This window comes from Kineococcus sp. DHX-1 (genome assembly GCF_042473625.1).
In the GTDB taxonomy this organism is placed as follows: domain Bacteria; phylum Actinomycetota; class Actinomycetes; order Actinomycetales; family Kineococcaceae; genus Kineococcus.
This window is the reverse complement of the sequence record NZ_CP170445.1, coordinates 2264279-2282520: the sequence shown is the minus strand read 5'-3', so window position 1 is coordinate 2282520 and position 18242 is coordinate 2264279. Positions and strand designations below refer to the sequence as shown.

Genomic DNA, 18242 nt, shown 5'->3' with positions numbered 1-18242 from the left:
GTGCCGTCCACCGAGCTCGAGGTCGCGCCCCTGACAGGGGCGCAGAAGGCCGCCGTCCTGCTGCTGCAGGTCGGTCAGGAGAACGCCGCCAAGGTGCTGGGTCACCTGCGGCCCGCGGAGATCGAGGAGCTGACCGCGGAGATCCTGCGGCTGCGATCGGTCACCCCCGAGGTGGCCGGCGTGGTCCTGGAGGAGTTCCACGGGATGATCGCCTCGCCGCTGCGCGGCGGGCTCGGTGGCCTCGACTACGCCCAGTCCCTCCTGGAGGGGGCGCTGGGCGCCGAGGGCGCCGCCGAGGTGCTCGGCCGGGTGGCCGAGGCCGCGATCGTGCAGCCCTTCCAGTTCCTGCACCAGGCCGACCCGCAGCAGATCCTCACGTTCCTCACGGGGGAGCACCCGCAGACCATCGCCCTGGTCGTGGCGCACCTGCGCCCGGACCAGGCCTCGATGATCCTCGGCGGGCTGAGCGCCGACATGCAGGCCGACATCGCGCTGCGCATCGCCACCATGGAGGCGACCAGCTCCGAGTACGTCCGCCTCGTCGAGGACGTCGTCCAGCGCCGCACCTCCACGGTGCTGCAGGCCAAGACGAACACCGCCGTCGGCGGCGTCCAGCCCCTGGTCGACATCATCAACCGCGCCGACCGCGGGACCGAGCGCTCCATCCTCGAGGGCCTGGCGGCCAAGAACGCCGCGCTGGCCGAGGAGATCCGCGGGCTCATGTTCGTCTTCGAGGACATCACCACCCTCGACGACCGCGCGATCCAGCTCGTCCTGCGCGGGGTCGAGACGGCCGACCTGGCCACGGCCCTCAAGGGCGTCACCGAGACGGTCCGGGACAAGATCCTCAAGAACGTCTCCGAGCGTGCCCGCGAGAACCTGCTCGACGAGATCGAGCTCATGGGCCCGGTCCGCATGTCCGCGGTCGAGGAGTCCCAGCAGAAGGTCGTCGCGATCATCCGCCAGCTCGAGGAGTCCGGCCAGATCGTGCTGACCCGCGGTGGTGACGATGACTTCGTCTCGTAACTCCTTCCAGGCCGCGGACACCCGGCCCACGACGACCCGCGAACCGCGCGTGTTCGTCGCCGTCCCCGCGGCGACGAGCACGTCGCCGCGGGGGTTCGTCGGCCTCGACCTCGCCCAGCGCGAGGACTCCGCCGAGCTGGCGCAGCTGCGCGAGCAGGCCCGCACCGAGGGCTACGCCGCCGGCTGGGCCACCGGCATGCGCCAGGCCGCCGTGCGCGCCGAGGCCGAGCTCGAGGCCCAGCGCGAGGCCGCCCACACCGCGGCCCGCCTGGACCGCGACGAGCGCCGCGCCGCCCGCGGGCGCGCCGAGGAGGCGCTGCTGGCCGCCGGCGACGCCCTGCGCGCCGAACGCGAACCCGCCATCGGCGCCCTGGCCGACACCGTCTTGGAACTGGCCCTGGAGCTGGCCGGTGCCGTCCTGGACCGCGAGGTCCAGCTCATGGACTCCCCCGTGGGGGAGGCCGTCCGCCGCGCCCTGGCGCCCCTGGACGCCGAGAAGCCCGTGACGGTCCGTGTGAACCCGGCCGACTTGAGCGCCCTGACGGGTGACGCCCTCAAGGGTCGGCACGCGACGTCCGATGCAGAACTCGTGAGCTTCCTCCCCGATCCCACCGTGCAACCGGGTGACGCGTTCGCCCGCCAGGGGGACACCGAGGTGGACGCCGGCCTGCGGGCCAGCGTCTCCCGGGCCCTGGCTGCCCTCGTCGGAGAGGGCGAGACCGGAGCGCTCGGGTGAGCGCGCTGGTGTCCACCCGCCTCGCGGCGCAGGTGCGGGAGGTCCTGGCCCCCCAGGTCGCCCGCGCCGCCGTCGCGGCCCGCCCTCAGCTGCGCGGGCGGGTCAGCGCCATCGTCGGCCTGTCCGTCGAGGTCTCCGGCCTGCGCGCCGCCGTGGGGGAGACGCTCCTGCTGGGCGAGCCCGGCACGGCCGCCTGCATCCCCGCCGAGGTCGTCGCCGCGGAGGGCTCGCGCCTGCGCTGCCTGCCGTTGGGCCACCTCACCGGCCTCGCGGCCGGCGCCCCCGTCGTCGCCACCGGCCGGCCCTCGGACGTCCCCGTCGGGCCCGCGCTGCTCGGTCGCGTCGTGGACGCGATGGGCAACCCCCTCGACGGCGGCCCGCCGCTGGTCGCCGCGCCCCGCGCCGCCCTGCACGCCAGCCCCCCGCCGGCGCTGTCCCGCGGCCGCGTCGACGCCCCCCTCGGCCTCGGCGTCCGCGCCCTGGACACCCTCGTCCCGGCCGGCCGGGGCCAGCGCTTCGGCATCTTCGCCGGTTCCGGCGTCGGGAAGTCCTCGCTGCTGTCGATGATCGCCCGCGGCACCTCCGCCGACGTCTCCGTGCTCGCCCTCATCGGCGAACGTGGCCGAGAGGTCCGCGAGTTCATCGAGGACGACCTGGGCGCCGAGGGCCTGGCCCGGTCCGTCGTCGTCGTCGCCACCTCCGACGAGGCCCCCGTGCTGCGCCTGCGCGCCGCGCTGACCGCCACCGCGATCGCCGAGTCCTTCCGCGACCTCGGCGCCGACGCGGTGCTCATGATGGACTCCCTCACCCGCGTGTCCATGGCCCAGCGCGAGATCGGCCTGTCCGTCGGTGAGCCCCCCGCCACCCGCGGCTACCCGCCGAGCGTCTTCGCCCTCATGCCCCGCCTGCTGGAGCGCGCCGGGCCCGGCGTCACCGGGTCCATCACGGGCATCTACACGGTGCTGGTCGACGGTGACGACCACAACGAGCCCATCGCCGACGCGGCCCGCTCCATCCTCGACGGCCACGTCGTCCTGGACCGCCGGCTCGCCACCGCGGGGCACTTCCCGACCATCGACGTCCTCGACTCGGTCTCCCGCGTCGCCGGCCGCGTCACCGGCCCGGAGCAGAAGGCGGCCGCCACGGCCCTGCGCCGCGTCCTGGCCGCCCACCGCGAGGCCAAGGAGCTCATCGACGTCGGCGCCTACCAGCCCGGCGCCAACCCCGAGGTCGACGCGGCCGTCGCGCACCTGCCGGCGATCAACGCCTTCCTGCGCCAGGACATCCACGACATCACCCCGCCCGCGCAGGCGTGGGCCCAGCTGCAGCAGCTGGTCGCGAGCTTCGGAGGTCAGCGGTGAGTGCCACCCGGGCGATCATGGCCCTGCTGAAGCTGCGCAAGGTCCAGGCCGACCAGATCAAGGTCGACGTCGCCGCCGCGAACGCGGTGCTGCGCAACGAGAACAAGCGGGCCGCCCGCGTCCGGCACGAGCTGGGCGAGGCCCACCTGACCGACGAGACGATGGCCGCCTGGACCGCGTCCGTCGCCCGTCGCGCCGCCCTCGTCGCCGACCTCGAGGGTGCCCGCGCCCTCGTCGCGCGCGCCGAGGCCGACCTGGGGGAGAAGCAGGCCGCCTGGGCCCGCGCGCGCCGCGCCGAACGCTCCCTGGAACGCGTCGTGGAACGCCACGAGCGTGCCCAGGAGGAGGCCGCGCTGCGCGCCGACCAGAAGGCCCTCGACGACCGCACGGTCGCCGAGTTCGCCGCCCGCGCCCGCCGCCGGGCCCAGCTCGAAGGAGGCGAGTCGTGAGCGGCATCGCCGAGATCCAGTCGCGCATCGCCGACATCGAGGCCCGCATCGCCCAGTTCACGGGCACCACCGGGCAGACCCTCGCCACGACCCTGTCCACGAGCACCTCCGCCGCGTCCGGGGAGTTCGCGAACGTCCTGTCCAGCACCGGGTCCGGCGTGGCGGGCGCCGTCAGCCGCGGGACGCGCGTCCTCAACGACGCGGCCCTCGGCGGCGGAAGCACCGGCCAGCGGCTGCTCGACGTCGCCTCCCAGTTCAAGGGCGTGCCCTACAAGTGGGGCGGCACCACGCCCAGCGGGTTCGACTGCTCCGGCCTCATCCAGTACGCCGGCAAGCAGATCGGCCTGAACCTGCCCCGCACCGCGGCGCAGCAGGCCACCGTCGGCACCGAGGTGCCCTCCCTGGACCAGGCCCGCCCCGGCGACCTCGTCGTCCTGGAGAACGGCCACCACATCGGCATCTACGTCGGCAACGGGCAGATGCTGCACGCGCCGAAGACGGGCGACGTCGTGAAGATCTCCAAGGTCTGGGAGACCCCCATGACCATCCGCCGCCTCGGCACCACCGCCGCCACCACCGCGGCCGGGGTGGGCGTCGCCGCGACCCTGCTCTCCGGCCTGGGCGGCACGTCGGCCACCGACGCCTCCGCCTACGTCCGACCCGCGTCCCTGTCGACCGGTGCGACGTCGCGGTCCGCCCCGTACGAGAGCGCCTTCACCGCCGCGGAGCAGAAGTACGGGCTGCCCTCGGGTCTGCTGCGCGCCGTCGCCAAGCAGGAGTCCGGCTTCGACCCGACCGCCCGCAGCCACGCCGGCGCCACCGGGCTCATGCAGTTCATGCCCGCCACGGCCCGCAGCCTCGGCATCGACCCGACCGACCCGTTCGCCTCCATCGACGCGGCCGGCAAGTACCTCTCCGGGCACCTGAAGACTTTCGGGTCCGTCTCCCTCGCCCTGGCCGCCTACAACGCCGGCGCCGGGAACGTGAAGAAGTACGGCGGTGTCCCGCCGTTCGCCGAGACCCAGAACTACGTCAAGAAGATCACCGCCGACCTCGGGAGTGCCGCGTGAGCGCCAACCTGTCCGTCACGACGCTGCCGTTCCCGGTGACGTCCCGCGAGAGCAGCCGCTCCGCCGGCTCCGCCGGGTCCGAGGCCGACTTCGCCGGCTCGCTCGGCCAGGCCGTCCAGGACCTGCGCACCCCCGTCCGCGACACCCGCGAGGACCGGCCCGTCCGCGACGACCGCCCCGACGCCTCCGCGGCGGCCGAGCGCGCCGTCGACAAGAGCGTTGAGCGCCCGGCCGAGCGTCCCGAAGCGCGGCCCGCCAAGGCCACCGAGCGCACCGAGAAGGGTCACGAACCCCGCCCGGTCACCCGCGCGAAGGGGGAGAAGGCCGACGAAGCCGGCGCCGAGGGTGAGACCAGCGCGGACGCCACCGTCACCACGGTGCCGACCGTCCCCGTCGACCCCTCCCTCCTCGGCCTGCCCGCCGCCCTGCGCGCGGCGCTCACGCCGAAGACCGCCCCCGGCCTGTCCGGTGAGACCGGCGGGGCTCCCGTGACCGGTGCGCCGGCCGTGGCGGGCGTGGCGACGACACAGCCCCTCGTCGACGCCGCCACCACCGCCGTCCCCGCCGCCGCGACGACCGCCCCGACGGCAGCCGCCACGGCCGTGGCGGAACCCGACCCGACCGTCGGTGCCCCCGTGCCCGCTGGAACGGCCACCGGGACCGCCGGGACGCCTCAGGTCGCGGTGACCGCCCCGCTGGCGGCACCCGCCGACACGCCCGCCGCGAGCACCCCGGTGACCGCCGTCCCCGCGGACCAGGGCGGCGACCCCGTCGCCTCGGCGCTCGCAGGCGCCACCGTGACCTCGGTCCCCGCGCCCGCTGCCGGTGCGGGTACCCCCACCGCGCCGGTGCAGACGGCCGTGACGGGTCTGCCCCAGCACGTCCGGCCCGTCGAGCAGGCGCAGACCCCGGCCGTGGCGACTGCCGCACCCACGACGCCGGTGGTGGCCCAGGCCGCCGCGCAGGCGTCGACCGCGCCGGCGGCGCCCCAGGCCCAGAGCCAGCCCGCGGCCGCGACCACCGACGCCGCCCCGGCCCCGGGCGTCCCGGTGGCACCGACCGCGGGTCAGGCCGGCCAGGCCACCGGCGACGGTGCGGGTGCCGGACAGCAGCAGGGCCAGAACGGCCAGCAGCCTGCCCCGGCCCCGCAGGTGCCCACCGCACCGCGCGCCGCGGCGGGGGAGGCCCCCGTGCAGACCGCGCCGGTCGTCCTGGCCGGCAGCCCGGCCGTCACCCAGCCGATCGCACCGCCCGTGACCGCTGCGGCGCAGCCGGTTCCGGTCGCCGTGGCGGACGACGCGGGGGTGCCCGCGGGGCTGCTGCCGACGGCCGTCCCGTCCGTCACCGGAACCGGGACGGTCACCGCACCCGCGGGCGCCCAGGCGTCCACGCCGCCGGTCCCGCTGCCCCTGGCCAACCCCGCCGCGTTCGCCCACGGTGTCGCCGGCCGCCTCGAGGACCTGCCGGCGGCGGACGCCGTGCACCGCATGTCGGTCGAGGTGAACCCGCAGGGCCTCGGCCCGGTGAAGGTGACCGCCGAGGTCAGCGGGGGAGCGCTGCACGTCTCCCTCGCCGGGGCCTCCGAGGCCGCGCGGCACGCCCTGAAGGCCGCCGTGGGCGACCTGCAGCGGGAACTGTCGACCGGCAGCTGGACGCAGACCACCGTCGACGTGCGCGCCGACTCCGGCTCCTCCCAGCAGGGTCGCTCGGCCGACGCCCAGTTCGGTGGTCAGCAGCAGGGCTCCTCCGCCGGGCAGCAGGGCCCGGGGCCGCGCTCGGCCGCCGCCGAGGCCGGGGCGAGTGCCCGGTCGGCCTTCTCCGCCGCCGCCGCCGAGCGTCGCAGCGCCCGCGAGGCGGCTGCCGTGGCCGCCGGTCGCGTCGACCTGAGCGTCTGAACCGTTCCAGGTGCGGAATGCACCTGAAAGGACGCCGTGAATGCCCCGCCCGGGCTACAGACCCTCACCCGTTCGTCCGAAGGAGTAGGCATGACCATCGATGCGGCCAGCGGGGCCAATCCGTACGCCGGCCTGATCGCCAACTCCGACCTGCTCACGCAGACCACCGCGGCGAAGAACGCCGGCAAGACGGACACCTCCGCGGTGGCGCAGCAGAAGACCAAGGACGACAAGGACATGTTCCTCAAGCTCCTGGTCGCCCAGCTGCGCTACCAGGACCCGTCCAAGCCGGCCGACACGACGCAGTTCATGGCCCAGACCGCGCAGTTCTCCGCGCTGGAGGCCATGCAGGACGTCGCCAAGCAGTCGACGTCCATGGTCGCGGCGCAGAACAAGCTGCAGGCCAGCACCCTCGTCGGCCAGACGGTGTCCTACACGGGTGAGGACGGGAAGACCAAGACCGGCGAGGTCCGGTCGGTCTCCTTCATCCAGGACTCGGCCGGCGGCACGAACGGCGAGCCCGTCCTGAACGTGGACGGCGTCAGCGTCGTCCTCTCCAAGATCGGTGGGGTCGGCAACGCCGGCGCGACCGGCACCACCACCGCCTCGAGCACCACGGGCACGCCTGCCGCGGGCTCCACCACGAACCCCGCCACGGGTTCGACGCAGTCCGCCTGACCCCTCCAGTTCCCCGTCAGCCCCCTCGAAAGGTCTGAAGCATGCTCCGCTCCATGTTCTCCGGTGTCAGCGGTCTCCGCGCCCACCAGACGATGATGGACGTCGTCGGCAACAACATCGCCAACGTCAACACCACCGGCTACAAGAGCTCCAGCGTCGTCTTCGCCGACACGCTGTCCCAGCTGACCAAGGCCGCGGGCGCCCCGACCAACGCCGCCGGCGGCACGAACCCGTCGCAGGTCGGTCTCGGTGTCCGCGTCGACGCGATCGCGCAGAACATGACGCAGGGCTCGGCGCAGGCCACGGGCAAGGCGACGGACCTGATGCTGCAGGGCGACGGCATGTTCGCCATCCAGCAGGGCGACGGGACCTTCTACTCGCGCAACGGGTCCTTCACCCTCGACGCGAACGGCTCCATCGTCACCAACGACGGCGGCTACGTCATGGGCTGGAAGGCCGACGCAGCCGGCAACATCAACACCAACTCCCAGATCGGCAAGCTCGTCATCCCGTCGGACTCGGTGATGCCCGCGGTCTCGACCGCGAACAGCACCCTCAAGGGCAACATCGACCGGACGTTCAAGACGCCGTCCCAGGTGCCGACGGTAGACCCCACGCTGCCCGGCACGGCGGGCACCGGTCAGGACAAGGTCCCCGGCACGATCGTCACGACGGCCATCAACGCCTACGACGCCCAGGGCATCCTCACCAAGTACACGGTGACGTTCACCAACACCGTCTTCCACACCCCGGCCGCGGGCGCCACGCCCGACCAGTACCAGCCGACCAACAACTGGAAGATGGTCGTCACCGATGCCTCGGGTGCCGTCGTGAATTCCACGACGACCAAGGGCGACGCCGCGACCACCCCGGCTGCGGCGTCCATGGCACCTGACCAGGCGCTGAGCTTCGATCCCAGTGGCACCTCGGTGGATGCGGCCCACAAGAAGGTGTTCGTCGCCGCTCCCGGCAGCCCGGCCGGCCGTGAGCTCGCGATCGACCTCTCGGCCCTGACGGCTTACGTCGGGTCCTCCGGCGCCAGCCAGATCAACCCCAGCACCGACGGGGCCCCGATCGGCACGCTCACCAGCTACGCCTTCGGCACCGACGGCGTCATCACGGGCAACTACTCCAACGGGTACAAGCAGACCCTGGGTCAGATCGCCATCGCGTCCTTCAACAACGCTGCGGGCCTGCGCAAGGAGGGGAACTCCCTCTACAGCGTCTCGACGAACTCGGGCAACCCGGTCTACGGCATCGCCGGCCAGGCCGGCCGCGGCGGTCTGCTCGCCGGCTCCCTGGAGATGTCGAACGTCGACCTGTCGGCGGAGTTCACCGAGCTCATCCTCGCCCAGCGCGGTTTCCAGGCGAACTCGAAGGTCATCACGGCCTCCGACGAGATCCTGCAGGACCTGGTCAACCTCAAGCGCTGACCCTGACCGACCGAACACCCTCCCGGGAACTCTTCCGGGAGGGTGTTCGCTTGTCCGGCACCACGTGCCGGCGACGACGGAGAGTGACTGCAGGCCCGGCATTAGCACGAACGGGTGCACCGTGCAAGCCCCTCTCAGGTCCACAGACCGCACGCCGATGGACAGGGTGGAACCACCCAGCCCACGGACGGGCGCACCCCGCCTCCACCGCCAAGGACGGACCCCACGTGATCCTCGTGACTCGCCTCAACGGGTCGGTGTTCGCTGTGAACCCCGATCTGATCCAGCGCGTCGACTCGACCCCCGACACGGTCATCACCCTCGTCGACGGCGCGAAGTTCGTCGTCACCGAGCCCCTGACCGAGCTCGTCGAGCGCGTGATGGCCTTCCGCGCGCGGGTCGTCGCGACCGCGCACTCCCTGGAGGAGACGGGGACGGCCCACGTCCTCGAGCTGCCGACCCACACGGGCCAGAACGACCAGACCAGTGACCACCCCAGCGGTGCGGACGGCGACCTGCCGGCCCCGGTCCCGCTGCACCGCAGGAGGCCGTGAGCCATGGACTTCGCAACCATCGGCGGTCTGATCATCGCCGCGGCCGCCATCCTCTGGACGCAGAACCACGAGGGCGGTAGCCCCACCGACATCCTGCTGCCCGGCCCGCTCGTCCTGGTCTTCATCGGCTCGCTCGGCGTCGGCCTCATGGGTGGCACCCTCAAGGACGGCATCGCCTCGTTGAAGGCCCTGCAGAAGGCCTTCCTGGGCAAGCCGAAGAACTCCGGCGAGACCGTCGCCGTCATCGTCAAGATGGCCGAGCGCGCGCGCCGCGAGGGCCTGCTGGCCCTCGAGGACGCCATCAAGGAGGTCGACGACGAGTTCCTGCGCGACGGCCTGCAGACGGCCATCGACGGCACGGACCCCGACGAGCTCTACGAGATCCTCTCGGCGCAGATCCAGGCCAAGAAGGCCAACGACAAGCAGGTCGCGAAGTTCTGGGGCGACCTGGGCGGTTACGCTCCCTCGGTCGGCATCGTCGGGACGGTCATCTCCCTGACCGTCGTCCTGCAGAACCTGTCCGACGCCGGTTCCCTCGGCCCGATGATCGCCTCGGCGTTCGTCGCGACCCTGTGGGGTGTGGCCAGCGCCAACGTGTTCTTCCTGCCCGTGCAGACCCGCCTGAACCGCCTCTCCGGTCTGGAGACCGCGCAGATGGAGCTGGTCGTCGAGGGCATCCTCGCGATCCAGGCCGGCTCCAACCCGCGCTCGGTGGCGAAGAAGCTCGAGAGCCTGCTGCCCCCGGGCACCGCGGTTCCGGACAAGAAGGCGGCCTGATGTCCGCAGCGCACAAGCGGCGTCACAAGCACGAGGAGCACGAGGAGCACGTCAACCACGAACGGTGGCTGGTCTCCTACGCCGACATGCTGACGGTGCTCATGGCGCTGTTCATCGTCCTGTTCGCCCTCAGCCAGATCGACCAGCTGAAGTTCGCGCAGTTCAAGGACGGTCTCACCAAGGGCACGGCCAACTCCAACCAGGCCGTGTCCGGCAGCGCCGGCGTCCTCGACGCGACGAACGGCGACATGCCGATCGACATCAGCCCGAACTCCACGGGGCAGCCGCTGCAGCAGTCCATCTCCAGCGAGGTGCGCACGGTCCTGCAGAAGGCCCAGACCGCCCAGCAGCAGCAGGACCTCAACGCCGCCCAGCAGGAGGTCTCGGACTACCGCGAGATCGCCAAGCAGCTGAACGACGCGCTCACGGCCAAGGACGACCAGGACCAGGTCACCTACCGGATCACCTCCGACGGCCTCGTCGTGGGTCTGGTGGCGGACAACGTGTTCTTCGCCAACGCCAGCGCGGACGTGGAGACCAAGGGCCGCGAGGTCCTGGACACCATCGCCCCGATCCTGGCGCAGCTGCCCAACGACATCGCGGTGCAGGGCCACACGAACTCCCTGCCCCTGTCCGGCAGCACCCGCTACCGCGACAACTGGGACCTGTCGGCGGCCCGCGCCATGACCGTGGTGCAGCGCTTCGCGGCGGCCGGCATGGCCTCGAACCGGTTGTCGGGCACGGGGTACGCCGACTCCCGTCCGCTGTACCCGGACACCGACCCGCGCGCCGTCAACGGCAACCGCCGCGTCGACCTCGTCGTGGCGTCCCCCAGCTCCGACGCCGTGAAGGCCCTGCTGCCGAAGGTCGCGCAGCAGACCCCGACCGGTGACGGCCCTGCCGAGCTGACCGGCACGAGCGACACCAGCACCACCGACGGCGCCACCACCGTCCCGGCCTCCACCACCGGGCAGACGGGGACCGTCGCCGCTGCGGCCGACATCGCGACCGGCATCACCCCGGACCTCGCGTCCGCCGTGGCGCACTGACCCGACCCACCACCCGAGACTCAGCAGACCCGAAGGAGGCCGACGTGGCCAAGAAGGACAAGGGCGACGGCGAGGCCAAGCCCGGCGGCCCGAAGAAGCTCATCATCATCGGTGCGGCCGTGGCCGTGCTGCTCGCCGGCGGCACCGGTGCCGGCGTGTTCATGATGACCAAGGGCGACAAGGCGTCGGCGGCGGAGGCGACCCCGACGCCGACCCTGACGCCCGGGACGGTCACCGCGCTGGACCCCATCAGCGTCAACCTCGCCGACGGGCACTACCTGAAGATCGGTGTTGCGCTGCAGGGCGTCGCGGCCGCCGGCGGTGGCCACGAGGGCAGCAAGGACACCCTCGACGGGTCCAAGGCCTACGACCTCATCATCAACGAGTACTCCAACCTCTCGATGACCGACCTGGAGAACTCCGACCAGCGCAACAAGTTCAAGGACGAGCTGCAGAAGAAGGTCATCGAGGCCTACACGACGGAGACCGACGGGACCAAGGAGGAGTCCGTCATGGGCATCTACCTGACCTCCTTCGTCATGCAGTGACCCCGCGCTGACCCGGCGCCCAGGAGGACCCCGGACACCGTCCGGGGTCCTCCGACGTTCCCGTGGCACGGCGCCGGGGGCGGGTCAAGCCCCGACGCCCGGATGCCGACCCTGAACGGGTGAGTTCCCCCACGACCCACGCCGCCACCGTCCCCGCCCCGCGGCCGGGCCCCAGGCCTGCACCGCCCGCAGCGCCCGCGGACGCGTCGGCCTCCGCGCGCAGCCGCAGCCGCCGTCGGCGCGTGCTGGGGGCGCTGGCCGTCCTGGTGCTGCTGGGCGTGGCGGGGGTCATGCTGCACGGCACGTTCGGACGTCTGTCCGGCGCCGAGTTCGGTGCCGCGCTGCGCGGCCTCGGACCGGGGGCGCTGCTGCCCGCGGTGACCCTGACGGCGCTGTCGCTGCTGCTCATGACGGGGTACGACGCCCTGGCCCTGCGGCACGTCGGCCAGCGGTTGCCCTACCGCCGCTACGGCTTCGCCGCCTTCGCCGCGACCGCGCTGGGCAACGGCCTCGGGGCCTCCGCCGTCGTGGGTGCGGCCGTCCGCGCCCGTCTGTACACGCGCTGGGGCGTGCCCGGCGGGGACGTCGCCCGCGTCGTGGCCCTCAACCTCGTGACCCTCGTCCTGGGCGCCGCCGTGCTGGCCGGCGGGGGTGCGCTCGCCGCCCCGGACGCCGTCGCCGCCGCGCTGCGCGTCCCGGTCCCCGCCGTGCTCGCCGTGGCCGGGGTGCTCGTCGCTCTCGTCGTGGCGCACCTGGCCTTCGCCGCCGCGGGACCGCGCGAGGTCCGCCTCGGCCGCCTCGTCCTGCACCGCCCGGCGCTGCCGCTGGCGTGCGGGCAGGTGGTGCTCTCGACGGTGGAGTGGCTGGCGATGGCGTCGGTCCTGTACGTCCTGCTGCCCGCGGCGGGCCGGCCGGCGTTCCTGCCGTTCGCGGTGGCCTTCGCCACCGCCACCGTCGCGGGACTGCTGTCCAGCGCTCCCGGCGGGGTCGGGGTCTTCGAGACCTCGTTGCTCCTGCTGACCGGGCCGATCGGGTCCCCGGCGCAGGTCGCGGCCGCGCTCGTCGTCTACCGCGTCTGCTACTTCCTGTTGCCGGTGCTGCCCGCGGCCGTCCTGCTCGCGCTGCACGAGGCGCGCCGCGGCCGGTGGCTGCAGGTGCTGCGCCCGCGCCGGAGCGTGCGCGCCGTCCGTGCCCCGCTGGCCCCGACCGCCCTGGCCCTGACCGTCGCCGGAGCGGGCGTGGCGACCGTCGTCGCCGGCGAGCTGGCCGGCGCGGTGCCGACGGGTCTGTCCCGCGCGACGACGGGCCTGGTGGGCCTGGCGGCCGTCCTGCTGGCCGTCGGCCTGCAGCGCCGGTTGCGCGGGGCGTGGGCCGTAGCGCTCGTGCTGTCGGCGGCGGTCGCCGCGTCGGCGCTGGCCCACGGCGACGAGCTGTGCGCCGCCGGGTCCATGACGCTGCTGGTCCTCCTCGTCCGGGCCCGTGCCGCCTTCCACCGCGGCCGGTTCCTGCCGGTCGCCCTGCGCGGCGGGACCGTCGTCGTCCCCCTCGCCGCGACGGTCCTCGTCGCGGGGGCGGTGGGCTGGCACGAGGCGCTGGCCGGTGGGATGGGTCCCACCCCGTGGTGGGACCGCCTGCTGCTGGTCGCCGGGGCCGTCGGGATGCTGCTCGGCGGGCGCTGGCTGGCCCGCACCGTGACCGCCGGACCGCACCACGCCGCCGACGCGTCGACGAGCCCGGTGGAGCTGGCCCGCGTCGACGACCTCGTCGCCCGCTTCGGCAGCTGCCTGTCGCACCTGGCGTTCACGGGGGACAAGCGCTTCCACTTCAGCCCCACCGGCGCCGCCTTCCTCATGTACCAGGTGCGCGGACGCAGCTGGGTCGTCATGGGGGACCCCGTCGGTGAGGACGAGCAGGTGCGCGACCTGGTCGCCGACTTCGTCGCGCTCGTCGACTCCCACGGCGGCCGCCCCGTCTTCTACAACGTCACCCCCGAGCACGCGCAGCTGTACCGGGCGTGCGGGCTGACGCTGGCCAAGCTGGGGGAGGAGGCCGTCGTCGACCTCGACGGCTTCACCCTGGCCGGCAAGGCGCGCGTCGGACTGCGCAACTGCCGCAACAAGTCCCAGCGCCTCGGGATGAGCGTCGAGTTCGTCGCCGCCGCCGACGTCGACCCCCTGCTGCCGCAGCTGCGGGAGGTGTCGCAGGCGTGGCTGACCCACCGCAACGGCCGCGAGAAGCGGTTCTCCCTCGGCGCGTTCGACGAGGAGTACGTGCGCCGCTTCCCCCTGGCCGTCGTCCGCCAGGACGGGCGCATCACCGCCTTCGCGACGCTGTGGACCAGCGCCGACGGCCGCGACGTCCAGGTCGACCTCATGCGCCGGCTGCCCGACGGCCCCCGCACCGTCATGACGTACCTGTTCGTGGAGTGCATCCTGTGGGCCCAGGAGCAGGGGTGCGCCACCTTCAACCTCGGGATGGCGCCGCTGGCCGGGCTGCAGGGGGAGCAGGGCCCGGAGTCGGTGTGGGACCTGCTCGGGCACCTCGTGTGGACCCACGGCGAGCGGTTCTACAACTTCCAGGGCCTGCGGACCTTCAAGCAGGGCTTCGCGCCCCGCTGGCAGCCCTGCTACGTCGCCTCGCCCGGCGGCCCGGCGCTGACCAGCGCGATGGTCGACGTCGTGACCCTCGTCGGCGGCGGCGTGCGCGGGGTCCTGCGCGGCTGACGGCTGCGCCCCAACGGCTCCCTCGTCGACGTCGACGGGGGAGCCGTCGTGCACCCGGCGCCGTACGGGCCGGTTGGGCTCGTTGACGCATCGCGCTCGACCTAGGAGCCCGCGGCGTCAGCGAGACCCCCTACGCCGGGGAGCAGGGGGTGGGCTCGTCGACGCATCCGGCTCGTAGGTCGAGCCCGCTGCGTCGACGAGCCCCCCAGCCGACCGCGGGGGGACTTGAGGCCGGGGGGCGCGGGACCACCCGTTCGGGCTCGCGCTAAAGGGTGACGGCCGTTCGTGCCGATAGGAAGCGCGTGGCAGCCGAGACCCCCAGCACCGCAGAGCGGACCGGCACCCGTCGCTCCCGCCGACGCGGTGTCCCCGTCCCGTACGACTTCCGACGGCCGACCAAGCTGTCGCGTCAGCACGCCCGCGTGCTCGAGATCACCTACGAGGGCTTCTGCCGTCAGTGGGCGACCCTGCTGTCCTCCACGCTGCGCACCACCGTGCAGGTCGAGCTCGACGGCATCCAGCAGTACAGCTACGACGAGTACGCCGCGTCGCTGCCGATGCCGACGGTGATGGCCGTCTTCGACCCCGAGCCGCTGGTCGGCGCGGCGGTGCTGCACCTGGACATCGCGTTCGTGCTGTCGTGCATCGAGCGGATGCTCGGTGGCACCGGCGCGAACGAGCAGCCGGCGCGCCAGCTCACCGACATCGAGGCCGTCCTGGCCCGCGGCATGGTCGAGCGCACGCTGGTGGAGCTGGCGTCCTCGCTGCTGACGGTGACCGACCTGAAGCCGAAGCTGACGGCGATCGACCAGAACCCCGCCTTCGCGCAGGCCGCCGCCGCCACCGACGTCATGATCGTCTCCTCGTTCCACCTGCAGGTCGAGGGCGCCTCGGGCACCGCGACCCTGGCCATGCCGCTGGACCCGCTGTCGGCGGCCCTGACCGCGGCCGAGCTGCGCGTGGCCAGCCCCGAGGAGCTGCGGCTGCGGCGCCTCATGCGCGACCGCCTCGACGACCACCTGGAGAACATCCCGGTGGAGGTGTCGGTGCGGATGCAGGCGGCGCAGATGCGCCCCGACGAGATCCTCTCGCTGATCCCCGGCGACGTGCTGCGCCTGCCGCACCGCGCCGAGGAGCCCCTGGAGGTGGTGGCCTCCGGGGCCCACGTCGCCTCCGCCGTGGCCGGTAGCCGCGGAGCCAAACTCGCCTGCCTGATCGTCCCGACCCCCGAGGAGAACGCCCGATGAGCGCCATGACCACCACCGACCTGACCGCGACCCTGCGTGAGGCCGCCCAGGCTGCGCTCGCCGTCCTCCCGCTGTCCGCCCCCGGCACGATCACCGACATCGTGCCCGTCGCGGCCGCCCCCGACCTCGGCGACGAGGGCACCGCCGTCTCGGCGAACTTCGCCGGCGCCGCCAACGGCCGCGTCACCGTCGTCGTGGGCGAGGAGACGCTCGGCACCCTCCTCATGAGCCCCGAGGGCGCCCTCGACCCGGTCGACGCGCTGCGCCCGGCGCTGGAGACGGTCGTGCACTCCCTGGGCCAGTGCGTCCTGGAGGCCGGAGTGGAGGGCGACCCCGCCCAGGCGCTGCGCCAGCTCGACGGCGGCGCCGTCGCGGTCGTCGGTGCGGGCGGGGAGACCCTGGCCCTCATCGGCCTGACCCTCACCGCCCAGCAGGACGTCCCGGCCCCCACCGCGACCGCGACCGCCTCGGCCGCGGCCGCCGGCGGCCCCCGCCGCACGATGGACCTGCTGCGCGACGTGCAGATGGACGTCACCGTCGAGCTCGGTCGCACCCACATGACGGTGCAGGACTTGCTGGCCCTGACGCCGGGCTCGGTCGTGGAGCTGGACCGTGCGGCCGGCTCGCCCGCCGACATCCTCGTCAACGGCCAGCTCATCGCCCGCGGTGAGGTCGTCGTCGTCGACGAGGACTACGCCATCCGCATCACCGAGATCGTCACCCCGGAGGCCGGCGCCTGATGGACGCCGTCGCCGCGATCGCGCGCACGAGCATCTCCCTGGTGGCGGTCCTCGGACTGCTCTACCTGATCTCGCGCTGGCTGCGCCGCCGTCAGGGCGGCGTGGCCGGCGGCGCGGACTTCGCCGTCCTGGCCAAGCAGAGCCTGGGTGCGAAGGCCGCCGTCGCGCTGGTCAAGGTCGGCGACAAGGCCCTCGTCGTCGGGATCTCCGACGGCGGGGTCAACCTCCTCGGCGAGACCGACGTCGCCTCCGTCCTGCCGGTCACCGACGGTGAGGACGTCCACCCGGGTGGGTCCCTCAAGGAATCTGCCGGACGTGTCGAGGAGGTGGACATCACCACCAGCGCCACCACCTCCGCCACGGACCCGGCGGACATCCTCAGCGGCACGGACGCCGTCGCGGCGCACTCCCGCACCGAACCGGTGACGGGGGAGCGCTACCTCCGCAAGGCCGGCGAGACGATCGCCGTGAAGGCCCCCGCCCGCCACACCGCCACCGGTGTGCAGGGTTCGGCGCTCTCCCCGGCCACCTGGTCCAAGGCAGTCGACGTGCTGCGTGAGAGGACGACCCGCAGGTGACGAACTCCCGAGTCCGGCCCCAGACGACCCGGACCACCGCAGCCGCCCGCCGGCTCGCCGCGGCCCTGGTGCTCACCGGGGGACTGGTCGTGGGCGGCGCGTTGAGCGCCCAGGCGGCCGCCCCCGCCGCCACCGGCTCGGTCTCGACCGTGACGCTGGCCGCCGCGCCGGCCGCGTTCGCCACCGGCGTGCAGGCCCCCACGGCCCCGCAGGCCCCGGTCGCGCCGGAGGGCACCGGGTCGGTCTCGGTCGACATCAACGGCGTCGACGGCAAGCCCAGCCAGTCGATCACCATCATCATCGCGCTGACGATCCTGTCGGTGGCGCCCGCACTGCTGCTGCTCACCACGAGCTTCACCAAGATCCTCATCGTCCTCGGCCTGACCCGCAACGCCCTCGGCCTGCAGGGCACCCCGCCGAACCAGGTCCTCGCCGGTCTGGCCCTGTTCCTGACGATGTTCGTCATGGCGCCGACGTTCAGCCAGATCAACGACGTCGCCGTGCAGCCCTACCTCAAGGGCGAGAAGACCGCGACGGTCTCCTTCGAGGACGGTTCGAAGCCGCTGAAGGAGTTCATGCTCAAGCAGACGCGGCCCGAGGAACTGGCTCTCATGACCAAGGCCGCCAAGCGGGACCTGCCCAAGACCCGTGAGGAGACGCCGCTGACGACGCTGGTGCCGGCGTTCGCGCTCTCGGAGCTGCGCAGCGCCTTCATCATCGGGTTCGTCATCTTCATCCCGTTCCTGGTGATCGACATCGTCGTCTCCGGGGCGCTGATGAGCCTGGGGATGATGATGCTGCCACCGGTGACGGTGTCGCTGCCCTTCAAGCTGCTGCTGTTCGTGATGGTCGACGGGTGGGGGCTCATCATCAAGTCCCTCGTCTCCTCCTACGCCGGCTGAGGCTCCCCACCGTCCCGTGCCCGGGCACCCCTCGCGGGTGCCCGGGCACGCGCGCGTCCGGGATCTCCTGAGCCTCCGGACCCCGTCCGGCTCAAGGGATTCACCCGAACAGCCGAAGGAGTCTGCAGAACACCCGTGACACCCGTACGCACCGCGAACACCTCTGCGAACACCTCTGCGAACAGGAAGGCGACCAGATGACCGACGTGACCGTCATCCACCTCGGGATGACCGCTCTCGTCCTCGCCGCCAAGCTCTGCGCCCCCATGCTCCTGACCGCCCTGGCCGTCGGGTTCGGCATCTCCCTGTTCCAGAGCGTCACGCAGCTGCAGGAGCAGACGATCTCCTTCGTCCCCAAGGCCGTCGCCGTCGGGGTGGCCATCGTGTTCTGCGGCAAGTGGATGCTGCACGAGATGACGAGCTTCACCACGGCGCTGTACGAGCAGATCCCCTCCCTGCTGACCCACGGGGGCTGA

Annotated in this window: 18 protein-coding genes; all 18 read left to right on the top strand. The window is 73.2% G+C overall.

The annotated features are described in order from the left end of the window. Positions 1-1026, top strand: coding sequence for a flagellar motor switch protein FliG (gene fliG, locus ACFEMC_RS11040; protein ID WP_380176287.1), 1026 nt, complete (start codon positions 1-3; stop codon positions 1024-1026). Continuing rightward, positions 1010-1762: a FliH/SctL family protein gene (locus ACFEMC_RS11035; RefSeq protein ID WP_380176285.1), complete on the top strand. Its 753-nt coding sequence runs from the start codon at positions 1010-1012 to the stop codon at positions 1760-1762. Before fliG ends, ACFEMC_RS11035 begins: the two co-directional genes overlap by 17 nt. Positions 1763-1794: 32 nt before the next feature. Beyond that, entirely contained in the window at positions 1795-3123 is a 1329-nt protein-coding gene (locus ACFEMC_RS11030; RefSeq protein ID WP_380176731.1) for a FliI/YscN family ATPase, read from the top strand. Then, complete coding sequence (locus ACFEMC_RS11025) at positions 3120-3572, top strand: hypothetical protein (protein ID WP_380176284.1); 453 nt, start codon at positions 3120-3122, stop codon at positions 3570-3572. Before ACFEMC_RS11030 ends, ACFEMC_RS11025 begins: the two co-directional genes overlap by 4 nt. Beyond that, a complete protein-coding gene (locus ACFEMC_RS11020) occupies positions 3569-4642 on the top strand; it encodes an NlpC/P60 family protein (protein WP_380176282.1) in 1074 nt (357 codons plus the stop codon). Before ACFEMC_RS11025 ends, ACFEMC_RS11020 begins: the two co-directional genes overlap by 4 nt. After that, positions 4639-6537, top strand: coding sequence for a flagellar hook-length control protein FliK (locus ACFEMC_RS11015; RefSeq protein WP_380176281.1), 1899 nt, complete (start codon positions 4639-4641; stop codon positions 6535-6537). The genes ACFEMC_RS11020 and ACFEMC_RS11015 overlap by 4 nt, the downstream gene beginning before the upstream one ends. 90 nt (positions 6538-6627) lie before the next feature. After that, the gene (locus ACFEMC_RS11010) at positions 6628-7215 is read left to right on the top strand and encodes a flagellar hook capping FlgD N-terminal domain-containing protein (protein ID WP_380176279.1); all 588 of its coding nucleotides are present in this window, start codon (positions 6628-6630) and stop codon (positions 7213-7215) included. Between the two features lie 41 nt (positions 7216-7256). Continuing rightward, complete coding sequence (locus ACFEMC_RS11005) at positions 7257-8648, top strand: flagellar hook protein FlgE (RefSeq protein WP_380176278.1); 1392 nt, start codon at positions 7257-7259, stop codon at positions 8646-8648. A gap of 227 nt (positions 8649-8875) precedes the next feature. Next, complete coding sequence (locus ACFEMC_RS11000; RefSeq protein WP_367638719.1) at positions 8876-9202, top strand: flagellar FlbD family protein; 327 nt, start codon at positions 8876-8878, stop codon at positions 9200-9202. A 3-nt stretch (positions 9203-9205) separates the two neighbouring features. After that, positions 9206-9979: a motility protein A gene (locus ACFEMC_RS10995; RefSeq protein ID WP_367638720.1), complete on the top strand. Its 774-nt coding sequence runs from the start codon at positions 9206-9208 to the stop codon at positions 9977-9979. Further along, complete coding sequence (locus ACFEMC_RS10990; RefSeq protein ID WP_380176275.1) at positions 9979-11028, top strand: flagellar motor protein MotB; 1050 nt, start codon at positions 9979-9981, stop codon at positions 11026-11028. Before ACFEMC_RS10995 ends, ACFEMC_RS10990 begins: the two co-directional genes overlap by 1 nt. A 44-nt stretch (positions 11029-11072) precedes the next feature. Continuing rightward, on the top strand, positions 11073-11576 hold the full coding sequence (gene fliL / locus ACFEMC_RS10985; protein WP_380176273.1) for a flagellar basal body-associated protein FliL: 504 nt from the start codon (positions 11073-11075) through the stop codon (positions 11574-11576). 119 nt (positions 11577-11695) lie between these two features. After that, the gene (gene mprF / locus ACFEMC_RS10980) at positions 11696-14299 is read left to right on the top strand and encodes a bifunctional lysylphosphatidylglycerol flippase/synthetase MprF (protein ID WP_380176271.1); all 2604 of its coding nucleotides are present in this window, start codon (positions 11696-11698) and stop codon (positions 14297-14299) included. A gap of 302 nt (positions 14300-14601) precedes the next feature. Beyond that, positions 14602-15546, top strand: a complete 945-nt coding sequence (locus tag ACFEMC_RS10975) for a flagellar motor switch protein FliM (RefSeq protein ID WP_380176269.1) — start codon at positions 14602-14604, stop codon at positions 15544-15546. Then, positions 15543-16286, top strand: coding sequence for a flagellar motor switch protein FliN (gene fliN / locus ACFEMC_RS10970; RefSeq protein WP_367638725.1), 744 nt, complete (start codon positions 15543-15545; stop codon positions 16284-16286). Before ACFEMC_RS10975 ends, fliN begins: the two co-directional genes overlap by 4 nt. Next, positions 16286-16864 carry a FliO/MopB family protein gene (locus tag ACFEMC_RS10965; RefSeq protein ID WP_380176267.1) on the top strand — a complete coding sequence of 193 codons (579 nt, stop codon included), beginning with the start codon at positions 16286-16288 and terminating at the stop codon, positions 16862-16864. The genes fliN and ACFEMC_RS10965 overlap by 1 nt, the downstream gene beginning before the upstream one ends. After that, positions 16861-17766, top strand: coding sequence for a flagellar type III secretion system pore protein FliP (gene fliP, locus ACFEMC_RS10960; RefSeq protein WP_380176265.1), 906 nt, complete (start codon positions 16861-16863; stop codon positions 17764-17766). The genes ACFEMC_RS10965 and fliP overlap by 4 nt, the downstream gene beginning before the upstream one ends. Before the next feature lie 197 nt (positions 17767-17963). After that, on the top strand, positions 17964-18242 hold the full coding sequence (gene fliQ / locus ACFEMC_RS10955; protein WP_380176263.1) for a flagellar biosynthesis protein FliQ: 279 nt from the start codon (positions 17964-17966) through the stop codon (positions 18240-18242).